Here is a 14818-nt window from a genome sequence, read left to right on the forward strand (position 1 = left end):
CTTGTGGGGGAGATGTCCGGCAGGACAGAGGGGGGTAACCGCAACGAACAAGCCCGCTTAAGGCAAAAAACAATGACCGACACCAAGACCGAAACCACCGCCCTCTCCTCCGACGCGACAGAAGTGCGCCGCCAGAAACTCGCGCTGCTGCGCGAACAGATCGGCGACGTCTATCCGGCGCATTTCCACCGCACGCTGACCAATGCGGAACTTTCGGAAAAATACGCCGATATCGAAGCCGACGTCGAAACCGGCGATACGGTGACGGTGGCGGGTCGCGTTTATTCTTCGCGCAATTCCGGCATGTTCATGGACATCCATGACGCATCGGGCAAGGTGCAGATCTTCTCCCACAAAGACACCACGCCGGAAGCAGCCCGCAACCTGCTACCGATGATCGACATTGGCGATATCATCGGCGTGACGGGCAAGGTGCGCCGCACCAAGCGTGGCGAGCTGACGATCAACGCCGAAGAAATCACCATGCTCACCAAGTCGCTGCTGCCGATGCCGGAAAAGTGGCATGGCGTTTCCGACATCGAGTTGCGCTACCGCAAGCGCCACCTCGACATCCTCGCCAACGAAGACTCCAAGCTGCGTTTCCTGCAACGCTCGAAGATTCTCTCCGGCATCCGCCGCTTCATGGAGGCCGAAGGCTTCCTCGAAGTGGAAACGCCGATGCTGCAGACCATCTATGGCGGTGCGACGGCTGATCCGTTCAAGACCTTCCACAACACGCTGAAGATGGACATGTATCTGCGCATCGCGCCGGAACTGTTCCTGAAGCGCACGCTGGTGTCGGGCCTTTCTGACAAGGTCTTCGAAATCAACCGCAACTTCCGCAACGAAGGCGTTTCCACAAGGCACAATCCTGAATTCACGATGATGGAGTGCTATTGGGCCTATGCCGACTACGAAGACATCATGGGTCTCGTGGAGCGGCTGTTCGAGACGCTGGCAATTGCCCTGCACGGCACCACCGAGGTTGAGTTCCAGGGCCAGACGATCTCCTTCAAGGGTCCGTTCAAGCGCGTGCCGATGCCTGATGCGGTGAAGGAAGCAACCGGTATCGACTTCCTCGCCATCAAGACCGACGAAGAAGCACGCGCTGCTGCCAAGGCTGCCGGCTTTGCCGTCGAGAAGGACTGGACCTGGGGCGAATGCCTTGCCTTCATCTTTGAAGAAAAGGTGGAAAGCACGCTGATCCAGCCGAGCCACGTCACGCATTTCCCCAAGGACATCTCGCCCTTCGCCAAGGAAGTGCCGGGTGAGCCGCGCCTCGTCGAGCGTTTCGAAAGCTATTGCAACGCCTGGGAAGTGGGCAACGCCTTTTCCGAACTCAACGATCCGGAAGAGCAGCGCCGCCGCATGGTGGAGCAGCTGGAACAGGCCCATGCCCGCGGCGAAAAGGACAAGCAGCTGGACGAGGAATTCCTCGACGCCATCGACCAGGGCATGCCGCCCGCCGGTGGCCTTGGCATCGGCGTCGATCGCCTGATCATGCTGCTCACCAACGCCCCGTCGATCCGCGACGTTATCCTCTTCCCGGCCCGCCGCAACAAGGCGGATTGAACTGGTAAAACCGCAGGCGGCTTCGCGGCCGCCTGCAGCATCCCGATTTTCCCGTCATGCCCGGGCTTGCCCCAGGCATGCAGTCACATCCAGCAAAATCAATCCGTAACAGACCATCGGGACAAGCCCGAAGATGACGCCGGAGTGCGTCGCGAGATTTCGCCCCGTCTGTCTGTCGGTTTTCCGCTCAACATAAAGACACGCGCAAGTAATTATCCGGCCTCCGGTGAACAGATCGATTAAATTCATATAACTTTTAGTAGAATATACTGGCGATATCGCCTCAACTTGTGATACTCATTTTCCATCATTCGCATTGTGTTTGACGGCTTTCGATTAACGAGGCCGTTGGGGGAGATACGCATGCCCGAGAATGAGCTTCCCAAATATCAGCCCGATATGTTTGCAACGCCGGACAAGGAATGCGACGTCGTCATGAAGGGCGGCATCACCTCCGGCGTCGTTTATCCCTATGCGGTTCTGGAACTGGCCCGCCGATATCGGTTCCGTTCGATAGGCGGCACATCGGCGGGGGCAATTGCCGCGGCTTTTGCCGCTGCGGCGGAATATTCCCGCACCGTCCGGGGCGATCCGGATGGGTTCATCCGCCTGCAGGCCCATTGCGATAAGATACCTGATATTCTCGGCACGCTTTTCCAGCCGGAGCACCGTTTTCGGCCGCTGATGCGTTACCTGTTATGGGCGCAGGCCGGCGGCTGGCCGGGCAAGATTCTGGGAGTGCCCATGGCTTTTCCGCTGGCCTCGATAGCCGGTATCGCCATTGGCGCCGGCGCGTTATGGGCTCTGAGTGGAGGTATTTTCGGGTCAATTCTTGGCGGGCTGGTGGGGCTGCTCGTCGGTATCCTCAGTCAAATCCTGTGGTTGGTCTTCCATCGGTTGCCACAGGAAGGGTTCGGTTTTTGCTCGGGATTGACGGTTCCCGGTGCCCATGCTCCCGGCCTGACGGAATGGCTACATGCATCGATCCAGGATATCGCTTTTGGTAGCGACGCCGCGACAGCACCGCCGCTGACCTTTGGCGATCTCCTCGGCGACGATCCGGAAAAATCCATAAACCTGAAGATGGTGACGACAAATCTGTCAATGCGGCGGCCGCATACGCTGCCAAGCCTCAATCTCATGGCGGCCTATGACCCGAAAGAATGGAGCCGTCTCTTTCCCGCCCCCGTCATGGCCTGGCTGAAACAGATCGCCACGCCGGGCGGCCCCTTTCCGGAACTCAAGGCTTTTCCGGAACCCGCCAGGTTGCCGATCATCATCGCAACACGCATGAGCCTGAGTTTTCCGGTCCTGTTCAAGGCCATTCCGGCTTTTACCAATGATCACGGCACGCTCGATATTCTGCGACGGACGGGCAATAAAGCGCCGCCAGTCATGAAGGCGAAAATCTGGTTCTCGGATGGCGGGATCAGCAGCAATTTTCCGATCCACCTCTTTGATGCCCTGCTTCCCTCCCGTCCCACCTTCGCGCTCAGCCTTGACGAGCTGCCGAAATCCGTCGCCAGCAGCAGCAAGCGCGTGACTATCCCGCAAGGGGCAGGCGAAGGGATTGGTGTGCCCGTTCACAAGTTGGAAAAGATGGGTGGCTTTGTAAGCAGCATCCTCAGTTCAGCGAAGGACTGGCAGGATCAATCCCTCGCCACCATGCCGGGCCAAAGAGAGCGCATCGCCCGCGTCTTCCTCAGCCAAGAGGAAGGCGGGCTTAATCTCACCATGCCGCCGGAACGCTCTGCGAAACTGATGAGCTACGGCCTCGAAGTCGGGTCACTCTTCGCCAATGGCGCGCTGAATTTTGACGAACATCGCTGGCGACGCACGCTCGTTGCCTATGATCGGTTGGAAGACACGGTATTTGCGACCGAACACCTCTGGAATGAGGGCAAATATGAAGACTGGCTGGTAAGTTACATCGACAGGATCGAAAGCTACAAAGACGTGACAAAGGGTGAGCGCGAAAAACTGATCGCCCGAATTGCCGCCTTTGCCGCCCTTTCCCAGAGTTTCTCTCCAGCGATCGTCAACAAGCGCAAGAAATTTCCAAATCCGGCTGGCCGCTTGCGTATCGGGCCGGATACCTGACCGGCTGAGCGAATAAGCGTCGAGAAGGTCTCAAGGGAGAGCAACTTGTTCTCTCTTAGTGGCCTGTGACCTTTTTCTTCACAACCGGCTCTTCAGCCGGTGCGATCTCATCGGCTGATTTTTCCTCCGCCGCCTGGGCGGTCGTTGAGCCCTTTCCAAAGATCAGCGATTTCAGATAGGTCAGGCTGAAAATGCTGCCGCCATCGGCTTCCGGTGTCGAAGTCAGCAGTTCATCGGCGCCGGGTTCGCCGTGCGCTTCGGGAGACGCGGTTCCGCCATGCGCTTCCGCACCGGCCCCGCCCTCATCCGTTTCCGCCGGCGCTGCGCCATGTCCGCCTGTGCCCTCGTCCTTGGTTTCGCCGTGTCCAGCCGCGCCTTTTGCAGCCTTGCCACCGTGGCCTTCAGCACCGGCATCCGAAGCCGGCGTGACGCAATCGGCGGTATCGCTGAGGCTCGCCGCCATGGTTTCGGCGTCCTCCAGCGGCAGATCGATCCGCAGCCCATAAAACTGGCCGCTGCCATTGGCAGCGCCATCGTAATAAAAGGCCGAATAACGCTGGGCATCGGCGCCCTGCGGAATCTTGGCCGGATCAGCGATGAAGACCACCTGTGCGGCGATGGCGCGGCCGCGCATTTCCGAGCGCAGTTGCGGACCGTTTTTGTCGAGTACGGAGACCTGCACCAGATCGGGCTTTTGTTTGTCGTAAACTGCCTTGGCAACACGCAGCGCGGTTTTCAGCCGCTCCGTGCCGTCGCCACCCTCCGTGCGAATAAATTTGCGCACCCATAAGGAGCCGTTCTTGCGGATGTTGACTGTCTGGACCGCGTCGCAGGATAACCCGTTGGCGGAGGCATAGGATGGGCCAAGCAGCCGATCGCTGCCGATGAACACGGCAGCAGAACCGGTCGCACCCGCCAAAAGCAGGATCCCGCCTATGATCACAACGAGTTTGCGCGAAAACCGCATTCGTCCGAATACAGCCTTCACCCGCAACATCCTGACATCAACTACCCCGCCTTATCGCCCTCACCCCGAAACGTGGCTCTGATGATGAGGAACACACGCGGGATAAAGCTCGCAACCTCGCTGTCCGAGCCTTGCGATAGTGCCGCTTTCTCATTGAAAAAAGTTTAACCAGCCCGGCGCAACGCGGGCAAAAACGCACCATTTTCAGACATTTTCAAATGCTGCTAAATTGCGAATGATTTGCAATAGCGTTGACAAGTGTGATTTTATAACAGATGGTATTGCGAATTAATCGCAACAAACATTCGGTGACAGACGTGAACTTCCAGAAAATCCGGCATGCTGTTTTTGCTTTCTCGCTTTTTCTTCCTGCAGCCGCCGTCGCGCAGGAAAAACCAAAGGTGGTGACGACCTTCACCATCATCGCCGACATGGCCCGCAACGTGGCGGGCGATGCGGCCGAAGTGGAGAGCATTACCAAGCCGGGCGCTGAAATTCACAACTACCAACCGACCCCGCGCGACATCCTCAAAGCCCGCAAGGCCGATCTGGTGCTGCGCAACGGTCTCAATCTGGAATTGTGGTTCGAAAAGTTCCTGGCCAACCTTTCCGGCGTGCCGAACGTCACGGTGAGCGACGGCGTGACGCCGATGGCGATCAACGGCGGCGCCTATGAAGGCAAGCCCAATCCGCACGCCTGGATGTCACCCGATAACGCCTTGATCTATGTGGAGAATATTCGCAAGGGCCTGGCCGAAATCGACCCTGCCCATGCCGATGTCTATACCGCCAATGCCAAGGCCTATTCGGACAAGATCAGAGCCACCGTGCAACCGATCCGCGATGAGCTTTCCAGCCTTCCCGAAGACAAGCGCTGGTTGGTAACGAGCGAAGGCGCGTTTTCTTATCTCGCCCGCGATTTCGGGCTGAAGGAACTGTTTCTGTGGCCCGTCAATGCCGACAGCCAGGGAACGCCGCAGCAGGTGCGCGGCGTGATCGACGCGATGCGCGAACACAATATCCAGGTCATCTTCAGCGAAAGCACAGTGTCCGCCGATCCCGCCGAACAGGTGGCCAAGGAAACCGGCGCCGCCTATGGCGGCATACTCTATGTGGATTCGCTGAGCGAGGCAGACGGCCCGGTTCCGACCTACCTCGATCTGCTGCGCGTCACCAGCGAGACCATTGCCAAGGGTCTGTCCTCATGAGAATGGGCGGTAAAAAAATTGCAGGTGGCCTGACGGTTCAAAATGCGACAGTGACCTATCGTAACGGCCACACAGCATTAAGAAATGCCAGCTTTTCCATCCCCCGCGGAACGATCACTGCACTTGTCGGCGTCAATGGCGCCGGCAAGTCGACGATTTTCAAGGCGATCATGGGTTTCGTGCCGCTGGCCGCCGGTTCCGTCTCGATCTTCGACCTGCCGGTGAAGGAGGCGCTGAAGAAAAACCTCGTTGCTTACGTGCCGCAGGCCGAAGAGGTGGACTGGAGTTTTCCGGTGCTGGTGGAGGACGTGGTGATGATGGGCCGGTATGGCCACATGAATTTCCTGCGCATCCCGTCGAAACGCGATCACCAGATGGTCGAGGAGGCACTGAAACGCGTCAACATGCTCGATTATCGCAAGCGCCAGATCGGCGAGCTTTCCGGCGGGCAGAAGAAGCGGGTGTTTCTGGCCCGCGCGCTGGCGCAGGAAGGTCAGGTGATCCTGCTCGACGAACCCTTTACCGGTGTCGATGTGACGACGGAAGAGCAGATTGTCGCGCTTTTGAAGGCGTTGCGTGACGAGGGCCGTGTCATGCTGGTTTCCACCCACAATCTCGGCAGCGTGCCGGAATTCTGTGATCGCGCGGTCTTCGTCAAGGGCACGGTGCTGGCGTCAGGCAAGACAGAGGACACCTTTAACGAAGAAAACCTGCAGAAGGCCTTCGGCGGCAGCCTGCGCCACTTCGTTCTGGGCGGGGCCGAACTGCACAACGATGCCGATCCGCGGCGGGTGAAGGTGATCACCGATGACGAGCGGCCCTTCGTGATCTACGGAAAGAACGGGCAGGATCCCAGCGCTCCGAAGGAAAAAGCCGATGATAAACAGCCTTCTTGAGCCCTTCACCTATGGCTACATGCTGAACGCCATCTGGGTCAGCGCGCTGGTCGGCGGCGTCTGCGGTTTTCTGTCGGCCTATCTGATGCTGAAGGGCTGGTCGCTGATCGGCGATGCGCTGTCCCATGCCATCGTTCCGGGTGTCGCCGGTGCCTATATGCTCGGCCTGCCGTTTTCGCTTGGGGCTTTTCTTTCCGGCGGGTTGGCGGCCGGTTCCATGCTCTTCCTCAACCAGAAGACACGGCTGAAGGAAGACGCGATCATCGGGCTGATCTTCACCTCATTTTTCGGGCTGGGGCTGTTCATGGTCTCGCTATCGCCCACCTCGATCAATATCCAGACCATCGTTCTCGGCAATATTCTGGCAATCACCACCGAAGACACCATCCAGCTGGCGCTGATCGGTGGCATCAGCCTGCTGGTGCTCTCGCTGAAATGGCGCGACTTCATGGTGGTGTTCTTCGATGAGAACCACGCCCGAACCGTGGGGCTGAAACCGGAAGTGCTGAAAGTGGTCTTCTTCACCCTGCTCGCCGCCTCCACGGTTGCGGCTTTGCAGACGGTCGGCGCTTTTCTCGTGGTCGCCATGGTGGTGACTCCGGGTGCCACCGCCTATCTCCTGACCGACCGTTTCGAGCGGCTGATCCTGATGAGCCTCATCATCGGTGCGGCCACCAGCTTCTTCGGCGCTTATCTCAGCTATTTCCTCGATGGCGCGACCGGCGGTGTCATCGTTGTGCTACAGACGGCAATCTTCCTCACCGCCTTTGTATTTGCGCCCAAACACGGCCTGCTCGCCTCCAGAGCCAAGGCCCGCAAGGCATTGGGGGAGGAAACACCATGAGCGAATATCTCGAACTCGCCATCCTGCCGTTTCAGCTGCCCTTCATGCAATATGCCTTCGTGATCACCCTGATGATCGCGGTGCCCATGGCGATGCTGTCCTGTTTTCTGGTGCTGAAGGGCTGGTCGCTGATGGGGGATGCGGTGTCTCATGCCGTGCTGCCCGGCGTGGTGGTTGCCTATATCGTTGGAATTCCGCTGTCCATTGGCGCTTTCATCGCCGGCATGATCTGCGCACTCGGCACCGGTTTCATTAAGGAAAACAGCCGCATCAAGGAAGATACCGTGCTTGGCATCGTCTTTTCCGGCATGTTCGGGCTAGGGCTGGTGCTTTACGTGAAGGTGCAGAGCGATATGCACCTGGACCACATCCTCTTCGGCGACATGCTGGGCATTGCGCCCTCGGACATGCTGGAGACCGGCCTGATCGCGCTTTTCGCCACGCTGTTCCTCGGATTGTTGCGCAAGGATCTGCTGGTGAATGCTTTCGATCCGCAACATGCCAAGGCGATCGGCCTGCCGGTGCGTATCCTGCATTATGGTCTGCTGATGGTTCTATCGCTTACCGTGGTCGGCGCGCTGAAGGCGGTGGGCATCATCCTCTCGGTCGCCATGCTGGTTACCCCGGGCGCCATCGCCTTCCTGCTGACACGGCGCTTTTCCGCCATGCTTGTCGTGGCCATCATGGTGGCGGTCGTCTCATCACTGTCAGGCATATGGCTGAGCTTCCTGATCGACAGTGCGCCGGCCCCCACCATCGTGCTGTTCATGAGCCTTGCTTTCGTCGCCACCTTCATCCGCACCACCTGGAAAGCCCGCCGGATCGACGCGGCGGCTGAAAAAGGGATTTAAAACAACGATTTTTGCGGGCGCATGGAACATTTTCGCCTTTTGCGCGTCATTTTCGAGAGTCCGCTGCTAGGTGGCAGACTCTTGAAAATTAAGCAGAAGGGGAAGCTCCATGCTGAAATGGGCTCTTATTTTCTTTGTTATTTCTTTGATCGCGGGCGTATTCGGCTTTACCGGTATTTCGGCAGCGGCGGCGGGCGTGGCCCGAATCCTGTTCTTCATCGCCGTGGTGATCTTCCTGGTCTTCCTCGTGCTTGCACTGATGGCCGGAAGCGCCGTCGTCTGAATGAAAAAAGGCGACCAGCTTTTACGCCGGTCGCCTCTCCTCTTTCCCTTGAAAAAGCTCAGCCCGTCCAGCCGCCATCGATCACATGGATCTGGCCGGTGGTGAACCCTGCTTCATCCGAAGCAAGATAAGTGACGAGCGCGGCGATTTCTTCCGGTGTCGCGATGCGGCCCATCGGCTGGCGGGCAATGAAATCCGCGAGCGCCTGCTCATAATTGCCGGTGGCGCGCAGGCGGTCATGCAGGGACGGGCTATCGACCGTGCCGGGGCAGATGGCGTTGCAGCGAATACCCTTGGTAACGAAATCGGCGGCGATGGCCTTCGTCAAACCCACGACGGCCGCTTTGGAGGCGGTATAAGCGAAACGGTTCGGCACGCCCTTCACGCTTGATGCAACCGAGGACATGTTAACGATCGCGCCCTTGCCCTTTTCCAGCATGCCGGGCAGGAAGGCGCGGCAGGTGCGGTACATGGCCTTGGCATTGAGATCGAAGGAGAAATCCCAGTCCTTTTCCTCACAGTCGAGAATGGTGCCGGAATGCACGAAACCGGCGCAATTGAACAGCACATCCGCATGGCCGATATCGGCGGCGAAATCCTTGACGCCTTCGCCATCAAGCACGTTCAGCACGCGGGTTTCCGCACCCTTCAGGGTGGAAAGGGCCTGTTCATTGATATCGGTGGCAATGACGCGCGCGCCGAGCGATATGAACCGCTCGGCGGTCGCCCGACCGATACCCTGACCGGCGGCGGTGATCACCACTGTCCGGCCGTTAAAATCCTGCACCATGAATAGCCTCCCGCTATAGCGCGCCCGTCCTTCGTGGTTCAGGCCGCCGAATTTCGATGATCTCAAATATGGATCGACAATTCATATGTAAACGCGGTATTCATATAACGTCAAGCAAACTTGCGCCGTAACCGCGCAAAACGCATCGAGGCTCCATGACCGACGACGACAGCGAACGATATCGCGCTCCCGCCCTCGACAAGGGCCTGGACATTCTCGAGCTTCTCGCCCGCACCGATGGCGGGCTCACACAGATCGAGATCGCCAAGGCCGTCGGCAAAAGCCCGAACGAACTTTACCGCATGCTGGACCGGCTGGTGCGCCGGGGTTATGTGCAGCGGCTTGAGGGCGACCGGTTTTCACTGACGCTGAAAATGTTCGGGCTGGCGCATTTTCACGCACCGATCCGCCGCCTTGTCTCGTTTGCCGCACCCGTGATGCGCGATTTTTCCGCCAGCGCCCAGCAGGCCTGCCATCTGGCCGTTTATGATCGCGGCAGCGTCGTCGTCATCGCCCAGCAGGAATCCTCCACCTATTGGGCCATGTCCCTGCGCGTGGGCGCGCAGATGAGCCTGTTCCACACCGGTTCCGGCCATGTGCTGCTGGCCTTCCAGACAGAAGCGCAACGCCAGATCATGATCACCGAGCAGGTGCGCGGCAGCGGCGAAACCGTGCCTCAAGACCTTGACGAACGGCTGCGGCAAGTGCGCAGCAACGGTTTCGAATCCATGGACAGTCTTCAGACCGCCGGCGTGCGCAATATTTCCGCCCCGGTGCTGACGCTGGACGGCACCGCCCTTGCCGTCATTACCTGCCCCTATATCACACCGCTCGGCGGCAAGGCCCCGACCCGCGAAGCCTGCGAGGCGCTGATCCGCGATGCGGCAAAGCGCATCTCCGAAGTGGCGACGGGAAACGGACACGACTGAAACGGACAAAAAAACGCGACCGGCAGGGGCCCGATCGCGTTTTGAGTGACTGGAGATTTATGCTGTGTAAACGCAAGGGGAACGTGGATTGTTCCCCTTTTTTTTATCAGGCGGCAGCCAGCGTCAGTTCCTTGCGAACCATCTCACGCAGCGACACCAGATCCTTGGCGAACAGGCGGATGCCTTCCGACAGCTTCTCGGTGGCCATCGCATCCTCGTTCATCGCCCAGCGGAACGCCTTTTCGTCGAGCGATTCCAGCGGCGCCGGCTTGGCATTATCAGGCGAAAGCTGGCGCACCAGCGTGCCGGTGTCCTTGTCCAGCTCTTCCAGCAGCGCCGGGCTGATCGTCAACCGGTCACAACCGGCCAGCGCTTCGATTTCGCCGACGTTGCGGAAGGACGCGCCCATGACGACGGTGTTGATGCCGTTGGCCTTGTAATAATTATAGATGCTGCGCACCGACACGACGCCCGGATCGGTTTCGGCAGTGTAGGTCTCGCCGGTCGACTTCTTGTACCAGTCGAGGATACGGCCAACGAAGGGCGAGATGAGGAAGGCCTTGGCCTCCGCGCAGGCAATTGCCTGAGCCTGCGAGAACAGCAGCGTCAGGTTGCAGTCGATGCCTTCGGACTGCAGAACCTCAGCCGCCTTGATGCCTTCCCAAGTGGAGGCGAGTTTGATGAGGATGCGTTCACGCTCGATGCCGCGCTCCTTATAGGACGCGATGATCTGATGCGCCTTGGCGATGGAGGCCTGCGTATCGAAAGAAAGGTCGGCATCCACTTCGGTGGAGACGCGGCCGGGAACGAGACCGGCGAGAGCCGCACCCACGGAAATGGCGAGACGGTCAGCAACGGCTGCGACAACGGCGTCGGACTGGCCGCCCTGCTTCTTGCCCCATGCGACGGCTTCTTTCACCGCATCCGCAAAGGCCGGTGTGCCGAGTGCTTTGAGAACGATGGTGGGGTTGGTGGTGCAATCCACCGGCTTCAGGCGCGCAACCGCCTCGATATCGCCGGTATCGGCAACAACTGTTGTGATGGCGCGAAGTTGTTCGAGTTTAGACGTCATACCGAATGATCCTTCATGATCTCTTCAAAACTTGCCAAGCCGTCTTTTCGTTCCCGCACCATGGGTGCGCCCAAGGCCGAAATCGCGGTTCTGTCCGGCTCCGACTATCGCAAGCGACAAGGCCAAAAGTCAAGACATTTGCGCATCGCAATTGACATAAGTTTCACGCCTGCGATACTCGGCCGCACATAAGGAATGGCGGAAACCGTGGCGAAACTGAGAAGAGAAACCCATACGGCCTATTCGGAAGCGGCGTCTCTGCGGCTGCGCGCCGCATGGCTCTATTATAATCAGGGCATGACCCAGAAAGATGTTGCCGAGAAACTCGGCATCAGCCGCTCCACCGTCATCCGGCTTCTGGACGAAGCGATGAAGCGCTCGGAAGTGCAGATCTGGATCAACGAGGGGATCGAGGATTTCGTTGCACTGGCCGGCCAGCTGGAGGCGGCTTACGGGCTGGATGAGGCGGTGATCATTCCCTCCCCCGGCCAATCTTCTGGCAAGACCAGCGCCGAAGGCACGGCCAAGGCCGTGGGTCTGGCGCTTGGGCAATTCCTCTCCGAAGCGGTGCCGAACGGCGCCACCATCGGTGTCGGCTGGGGCCGCACCATGACCGCGTCGCTTTCCAGCTTTCGCCCGCCACGCCGGGAAAACTGCAAGGTCGTCTCGCTGCTCGGCGGTATCGTCGCCGTGCACCAGACGAACCCGCTCGATTACACCTGGCGGCTGGCAAGCGCGCTCGGCGCAGAATGTTACATGTTTCTCGCCCCGCTGCTGGTGGATTCCGTCGAGACCAAACGGGCGCTGATCGAAAAATGCGGGCTTGCCACGCTCTACGATCTGGCCGAGACACTGGATATCGCCATCGTCTCCTGCGGTGATATCGGCCCGCATTCCACATCGCTGTCGGAGGGTTTCATTTCGAAGGAGACGCTGCGCGAGCTCATCGATGCCGGCTGCGTCTGCGATACGATGTTTAATTTCATCGATGCGGAAGGCCGCTCGGTCGATCACCCGATCAACCAGCGCGCCATGGCGATCGATCTCGATACGCTGCGCAAGGCCAAACACATCGTCCTCGCCTCCGGCGGCGCCCACCGCGCCATCGCCATTCGCGCCACCATCAAACGCACCGGCTGCAACACGCTGATCACCGACGAGGCGGCGGCAAGGGCGTTGATGGAGTTGGTTTAGATTTCGTCGTGCCATTCCCGGGCGTTCGTCACAAACTCCGACGTCAGCCTCTGACCTGCCCTCGGCACGACGTGGAGCGGTAGCTACGCTTTTCAGGACTTGGCGTATTTGTCGAGAACGGCGTCAATTTCTTCTTCAGAAACGAAGGCTCCAGCTTCAGCCTCGGTCAATCCTGCCCTCACACCACTTGTCCATTTCTCCCGCCCATCGAAAGAACGGCCATGAGATGGTACATCTTCACTGTTGTTATCGGGGTTCAGCTTCGAACGGTCGGCCAACGTCACACCTTCCCCGTCTCCCAACCAAGCATCGCCCGCTTGCGGGTCAACCCCCAGTGATAACCCGTCAGCGCCCCGCTTTTGCCAACGGCGCGGTGGCAGGGGACGACGAAGGAGACCGGGTTGGCGCCGACTGCTGCACCCACGGCGCGGGATGCGGTGGGCTGGCCGATATCGCAGGCGATATGGGAATAGGTGACGGCGCGGCCCATCGGGATTTTCAGCAGGCTTTCCCACACCCGCACCTGAAAATCCGTGCCGAGCAACACGACACGCAGCGGCCTGTCCGCCTGCCATAAAGACGGCTCGAAAATGCGGGCGGCGTAAGGTGCGGTCGCCTCGCGATCTTCGACATAATCGGCATTCGGCCAGCGGCCGGCCATATCTTCGAAACAGGCTCTTTCTTCGCCCGGATCGGCAAAAGCGCAGCCGGCAAGGCCGCGATCCGTCACCATGACCAATGCAAGGCCGAAGGGCGAGGCGTGGAAACCGTAACGGATCGTCAGCCCGCCGCCTTTGGCCTTCCATTCGCCGGGTGACATGGCCTCATGGGTAACGAACAGATCGTGCAGGCGGCCCGGCCCCGACATGCCAACCTCGATCGAGGTTTCGAGCAGCGGCAGATCTTCCTCGCGCAGCAACCTCTTGGCATGATCGAGCGTCACTGCCTGCAGGAAAGCCTTGGGCGAAAGTCCCGCCCAACGGGTGAAGGTTTTCTGCAATTGCGTCGGCGACTGGCCGAGCCTTGCGGCAATGGCTTCGAGGGAGGGTTGCTCGCGATAATCCAGCGTCAAAAGCTCGATAACCCCGCGCACCGTCTCGTAATCGGTTCCAATGGGGGTGATGTCTTCATTCAGCATGATGTTGGCGTTCATTGCATTTCTCCTAACGCCTCACAGAAAACCACTAAAGCGCGTTCGTCTCCACCCGTTTCTTGCTTCCTACATCCTTCGACCTGGAGCAACGCAATTTTCCACTCACGGTCCGATTGACAGCACCGCATAAATGTTCCCTAATGAAATTGGTAAGACAATCTTACCGCTTGCGCGATGGAGGGAGACCTTCGCGCTGGGAGGGTATCATGTTTGTGGCTCTGGAGCCGCGCCGCCTTTACCGGCTGGTCGCGGAACAAATTCGCTTGCTCATCGAGAGCGGGGAACTGACTGATGGTCAGCGCCTCCCGGCGGAACGCGACCTTGCCGAACGCTTCGGCGTATCCCGCCCGACAGTGCGGGAAGCGCTGATCGTGCTGGAAGTGGAAGGCCATATCCACATCCGCATGGGTTCGGGCGTCTATGTAAACGCATCGCGCAAACCGGACACGCAAAAGCCGCCTCTGCCGGATGCGCATGGTCCGTTCGAAATCCTGCAGGCGCGCTGCATCATCGAAAGCGCTATTGCGGAAGAGGCCGCAAGGCTCGCCACACCGGAATTCATCGTCAAGCTCGACGACATCATCGAACGCATGGCCGGCGCGCTCGATAATTCGCCGCAGGCCCTCAATCTCGACCGCGCCTTTCACACCGCTATCGCCGATATCATCGGCAATTCGGCGCTCAATCGCTTTACCGGCCTGATCTATGACGAGCGCAGCCTTTCACCCTATTTCGAAAAGCTCGCCAGCTATTTCGAGGGACCGCATACCTGGATCCTCGCCGTGCAGGAACATCGGGTGATCCGCGACGCGATCGCGGCAAATGACCCGGAAGGCGCACGCGAGGCTATGCGACAGCATCTGACGCTGTCGCAAAAGAGATTTTCCGAGAGTTTCGGGGAGGAAACGATCGGAGAAGAGTGACCGTTGCCGCAACCGGTGACGGACAAACAGAAATCT

General features: G+C 59.2%; 15 protein-coding genes. 10 read left to right on the forward strand and 5 right to left on the reverse strand.

Features of this window, described 5'->3' with window-relative positions:
* Window positions 1-72: 72 nt before the first annotated feature.
* Both lysS and DXT96_RS22900 read left to right on the forward strand, forming a co-directional pair.
* A complete protein-coding gene (lysS, locus tag DXT96_RS22895) occupies window positions 73-1572 on the forward strand; it encodes a lysine--tRNA ligase (RefSeq protein WP_153516609.1) in 1500 nt (499 codons plus the stop codon).
* Window positions 1573-1935: 363 nt separating this feature from the next.
* Window positions 1936-3672 (forward strand): patatin-like phospholipase family protein, encoded by a 1737-nt coding sequence (locus DXT96_RS22900; protein ID WP_153516610.1) that lies wholly within the window; start codon window positions 1936-1938, stop codon window positions 3670-3672.
* A 55-nt stretch (window positions 3673-3727) separates the two neighbouring features.
* Here DXT96_RS22900 and DXT96_RS22905 read toward each other — a convergent pair whose 3' ends face one another.
* Window positions 3728-4669 carry a hypothetical protein gene (locus DXT96_RS22905; RefSeq protein ID WP_153516611.1) on the reverse strand — a complete coding sequence of 314 codons (942 nt, stop codon included), beginning with the start codon at window positions 4667-4669 and terminating at the stop codon, window positions 3728-3730.
* A gap of 287 nt (window positions 4670-4956) precedes the next feature.
* Here DXT96_RS22905 and DXT96_RS22910 point away from each other — a divergent pair, with 287 nt between their 5' ends.
* The 5 genes from DXT96_RS22910 to DXT96_RS22930 all read left to right on the forward strand — a co-directional run bounded on the left by DXT96_RS22910 (window position 4957) and on the right by DXT96_RS22930 (window position 8721).
* Window positions 4957-5847, forward strand: a complete 891-nt coding sequence (locus tag DXT96_RS22910) for a metal ABC transporter substrate-binding protein (protein ID WP_188356011.1) — start codon at window positions 4957-4959, stop codon at window positions 5845-5847.
* Window positions 5844-6743, forward strand: a complete 900-nt coding sequence (locus tag DXT96_RS22915) for a manganese/iron ABC transporter ATP-binding protein (RefSeq protein WP_272872210.1) — start codon at window positions 5844-5846, stop codon at window positions 6741-6743. Before DXT96_RS22910 ends, DXT96_RS22915 begins: the two co-directional genes overlap by 4 nt.
* Window positions 6724-7587 carry a metal ABC transporter permease gene (locus tag DXT96_RS22920; protein ID WP_153516613.1) on the forward strand — a complete coding sequence of 288 codons (864 nt, stop codon included), beginning with the start codon at window positions 6724-6726 and terminating at the stop codon, window positions 7585-7587. The genes DXT96_RS22915 and DXT96_RS22920 overlap by 20 nt, the downstream gene beginning before the upstream one ends.
* Window positions 7584-8438: a metal ABC transporter permease gene (locus DXT96_RS22925; protein WP_153516614.1), complete on the forward strand. Its 855-nt coding sequence runs from the start codon at window positions 7584-7586 to the stop codon at window positions 8436-8438. The genes DXT96_RS22920 and DXT96_RS22925 overlap by 4 nt, the downstream gene beginning before the upstream one ends.
* A gap of 109 nt (window positions 8439-8547) precedes the next feature.
* Window positions 8548-8721, forward strand: a complete 174-nt coding sequence (locus tag DXT96_RS22930) for a DUF1328 domain-containing protein (protein ID WP_003499086.1) — start codon at window positions 8548-8550, stop codon at window positions 8719-8721.
* Window positions 8722-8779: 58 nt separating this feature from the next.
* On the opposite strand, the gene DXT96_RS22935 is transcribed toward DXT96_RS22930, so the two are convergent.
* Window positions 8780-9511, reverse strand: a complete 732-nt coding sequence (locus tag DXT96_RS22935) for an SDR family oxidoreductase (protein ID WP_153516615.1) — start codon at window positions 9509-9511, stop codon at window positions 8780-8782.
* 155 nt (window positions 9512-9666) lie between these two features.
* Here DXT96_RS22935 and DXT96_RS22940 point away from each other — a divergent pair, with 155 nt between their 5' ends.
* Window positions 9667-10440 carry an IclR family transcriptional regulator gene (locus tag DXT96_RS22940; RefSeq protein WP_153516616.1) on the forward strand — a complete coding sequence of 258 codons (774 nt, stop codon included), beginning with the start codon at window positions 9667-9669 and terminating at the stop codon, window positions 10438-10440.
* A gap of 106 nt (window positions 10441-10546) precedes the next feature.
* On the opposite strand, the gene tal is transcribed toward DXT96_RS22940, so the two are convergent.
* Window positions 10547-11512: a transaldolase gene (gene tal, locus DXT96_RS22945; protein ID WP_149899111.1), complete on the reverse strand. Its 966-nt coding sequence runs from the start codon at window positions 11510-11512 to the stop codon at window positions 10547-10549.
* Between the two features lie 207 nt (window positions 11513-11719).
* Between tal and DXT96_RS22950 the strand changes: the two genes are divergently transcribed.
* On the forward strand, window positions 11720-12706 hold the full coding sequence (locus DXT96_RS22950) for a sugar-binding transcriptional regulator (protein WP_309574329.1): 987 nt from the start codon (window positions 11720-11722) through the stop codon (window positions 12704-12706).
* Window positions 12707-12798: 92 nt separating this feature from the next.
* Here DXT96_RS22950 and DXT96_RS22955 read toward each other — a convergent pair whose 3' ends face one another.
* Complete coding sequence (locus tag DXT96_RS22955) at window positions 12799-12984, reverse strand: transcriptional regulator (RefSeq protein WP_194287716.1); 186 nt, start codon at window positions 12982-12984, stop codon at window positions 12799-12801.
* A gap of 2 nt (window positions 12985-12986) precedes the next feature.
* Entirely contained in the window at window positions 12987-13859 is an 873-nt protein-coding gene (locus DXT96_RS22960; protein WP_153516617.1) for a bifunctional helix-turn-helix domain-containing protein/methylated-DNA--[protein]-cysteine S-methyltransferase, read from the reverse strand.
* A 206-nt stretch (window positions 13860-14065) separates the two neighbouring features.
* On the opposite strand from DXT96_RS22960, the gene DXT96_RS22965 reads away from it, so the two are divergent.
* On the forward strand, window positions 14066-14782 hold the full coding sequence (locus tag DXT96_RS22965) for a FadR/GntR family transcriptional regulator (RefSeq protein ID WP_149899116.1): 717 nt from the start codon (window positions 14066-14068) through the stop codon (window positions 14780-14782).
* The last annotated feature ends 36 nt before the right edge of the window (window positions 14783-14818 follow it).

The organism is Agrobacterium sp. ICMP 6402, from assembly GCF_009498615.1.
In the GTDB taxonomy this organism is placed as follows: Bacteria; Pseudomonadota; Alphaproteobacteria; order Rhizobiales; family Rhizobiaceae; genus Agrobacterium; species Agrobacterium burrii.

Excerpts from the sequence above, each read along its gene's own strand:
- lysS (WP_153516609.1), top strand. The coding sequence starts at position 73 with ATGACCGACACCAAGACCGAAACCACCGCCCTCTCCTCCGACGCGACA.
- DXT96_RS22900 (WP_153516610.1), top strand. The coding sequence starts at position 1,936 with ATGCCCGAGAATGAGCTTCCCAAATATCAGCCCGATATGTTTGCAACG.
- DXT96_RS22905 (WP_153516611.1), bottom strand. The coding sequence starts at position 4,669 with ATGTTGCGGGTGAAGGCTGTATTCGGACGAATGCGGTTTTCGCGCAAA.
- DXT96_RS22915 (WP_272872210.1), top strand. The coding sequence starts at position 5,844 with ATGAGAATGGGCGGTAAAAAAATTGCAGGTGGCCTGACGGTTCAAAAT.
- DXT96_RS22920 (WP_153516613.1), top strand. The coding sequence starts at position 6,724 with ATGATAAACAGCCTTCTTGAGCCCTTCACCTATGGCTACATGCTGAAC.
- DXT96_RS22925 (WP_153516614.1), top strand. The coding sequence starts at position 7,584 with ATGAGCGAATATCTCGAACTCGCCATCCTGCCGTTTCAGCTGCCCTTC.
- DXT96_RS22930 (WP_003499086.1), top strand. The coding sequence starts at position 8,548 with ATGCTGAAATGGGCTCTTATTTTCTTTGTTATTTCTTTGATCGCGGGC.
- DXT96_RS22935 (WP_153516615.1), bottom strand. The coding sequence starts at position 9,511 with ATGGTGCAGGATTTTAACGGCCGGACAGTGGTGATCACCGCCGCCGGT.
- DXT96_RS22940 (WP_153516616.1), top strand. The coding sequence starts at position 9,667 with ATGACCGACGACGACAGCGAACGATATCGCGCTCCCGCCCTCGACAAG.
- tal (WP_149899111.1), bottom strand. The coding sequence starts at position 11,512 with ATGACGTCTAAACTCGAACAACTTCGCGCCATCACAACAGTTGTTGCC.
- DXT96_RS22960 (WP_153516617.1), bottom strand. The coding sequence starts at position 13,859 with ATGAACGCCAACATCATGCTGAATGAAGACATCACCCCCATTGGAACC.
- DXT96_RS22965 (WP_149899116.1), top strand. The coding sequence starts at position 14,066 with ATGTTTGTGGCTCTGGAGCCGCGCCGCCTTTACCGGCTGGTCGCGGAA.